Annotated in this window: 1 protein-coding gene; it reads right to left on the bottom strand. The window is 53.1% G+C overall.

Annotation, left to right across the window (positions count from 1 at the left end):
• A partial coding sequence (locus tag AWJ19_RS07515; protein ID WP_198536490.1) for a 5'-nucleotidase C-terminal domain-containing protein occupies positions 1 to 1,786 on the bottom strand: 1,786 nt, incomplete at its 5' end.

The following is a 1,786-nucleotide window of genomic DNA, read 5'->3' as shown; positions in this document are numbered from 1 at the left end:
TTACTGTTCCAACCTGTGCCAGATAATCTGTAAAGACTTCATAGTCCGGCAGATACAGTTCATAGTACCGTCCGTCTGCCTTAGCGGCTGCCAGGGAACGGTAGAAGTCACCGCCGCCTGCCATGAAGGAGTTGGTGGACAAGATGTAGTAAGCCTTAGGATCAATGGCAGTGTAGCTGCGTCGGCCTGCTTGATCTCTACAGAGACGATACGCTCGCCGGCCTGTTCAACGACATTGGTTGTAGCATTGACGATTTCCGGCTTCTTGGTGGAATCGTAGGTGTAGCGCATGCCTGAGACTTGGGCAAAGCGGCCTTGATCACTTTCCAGTCCGCTGACGCCGTTCTCCAGGGCAGCGATGATTTCCTGTCCGGTCACCTTCAGGGCAACCAGACTGTTCGAGAATGGCATCACTGTCAGCACTTCACCGAGGGTGATGTCGCCTTGATCAATCCCGGCGCGGATCCCGCCGCCGTTCTGGATCGCTACGTAACCCTTGATCGTGGACTGCTCAGCTTCAGGAATCAGCTTGCTTACCAGTTCTTTAGCCTTGACGTTAATGCCGTCGGCAATCAGGTTTCCGAGGTTGGTCTCTTCACTCCGGACGACCCGGGTCAGCTTGCCGTTGATCATCCGGTCGTAAACGAGCGGAACGTCGGTTTTGCCGACTACAGTCTGACGGATTGCCGCCAGCTCAGCGTCGTATTTCACGAGCATCGCTTTGGCAGTCGCATCTTCCGCATATTTTGTCGTGTCGATCAGCTTGCCGTTGTACGTTGTGATGACGCCCGCGTCGTCGAAGTTCACATCGAGCTCGCCGAGGTACGTGCCGTATTCACCGGTCTGTACAATTAGAGTTGGCTCAGTGTCTTTGTTGAAGATAACCGGAGCGTCCAGCTTGGTGTGGGTGTGTCCGCCGACGATAACGTCGATGCCCGGAACCTCAACAGCCAGCTTCTGATCCACATTGTAGCCCAGGTGGGATACGGCAATGATTTTGTTAATGCCCAGTGCCTGCAGAGCTTTGACTGTGTTCTCGGCGCTGGTCTTGTAATCCTTAAAGGCGATGTTGCCGCCCGGTGAGGAGAGGCCTACAGTATCTTCAGTGGTCAGACCGAAGATCCCGACCTTTTCACCGTATACTTCTTTAATAACGGATGGATAGATGTGGCCGTCCTCTACCGGAGTAGCCGAATCTGAACCGCCAACCTTGTTAACGAAAATATCCTTCAGCTCATTGTTTTTGGTAATAAAGTCAATATTGGAGCTGATGAACGGGAAGTCTGCCTGATCGATAAAGGTTCTGAGCGTCGGCAGTCCCTTATCAAACTCATGGTTCCCGAAGGTCATGGCATCGTAGCCGATGTAGTTCATGAACTCCAGATCGGCAAGCCCTTCGAACTTGGTGAAGTACAGCGTGCCGGAGAATACATCCCCTGCATCGAGCAGGATGGAGTTGCCTGTGCGCTCCTGCTTGATCGCTGTTATCCGCTTAACGACGGTTTCCAGATGGCTGTGCGTGTCGTTCGTGTGCAGGACTCTCAGGGAGAAGTCCTTGTCAGGAGCAGCGCCCTTCAAGTCCTTGATGCGTCCTTCTGTAGCGTTGTTTACTGTTCCAACCTGTGCCAGATAATCTGTAAAGACTTCATAGTCCGGCAGATACAGTTCATAGTACCGTCCGTCTGCCTTAGCGGCTGCCAGGGAACGGTAGAAGTCACCGCCGCCTGCCATGAAGGAGTTGGTGGACAAGATGTAGTAAGCCTTAGGATCAATGGCAGTGTAGCTG

Source organism: Paenibacillus sp. DMB5, assembly GCF_001517085.1.
GTDB lineage: Bacteria > Bacillota > Bacilli > Paenibacillales > Paenibacillaceae > Paenibacillus_AQ.
The sequence above is the reverse complement of the archived record's forward strand: the minus strand, read 5'-3'. Positions and strand labels throughout refer to the sequence as shown.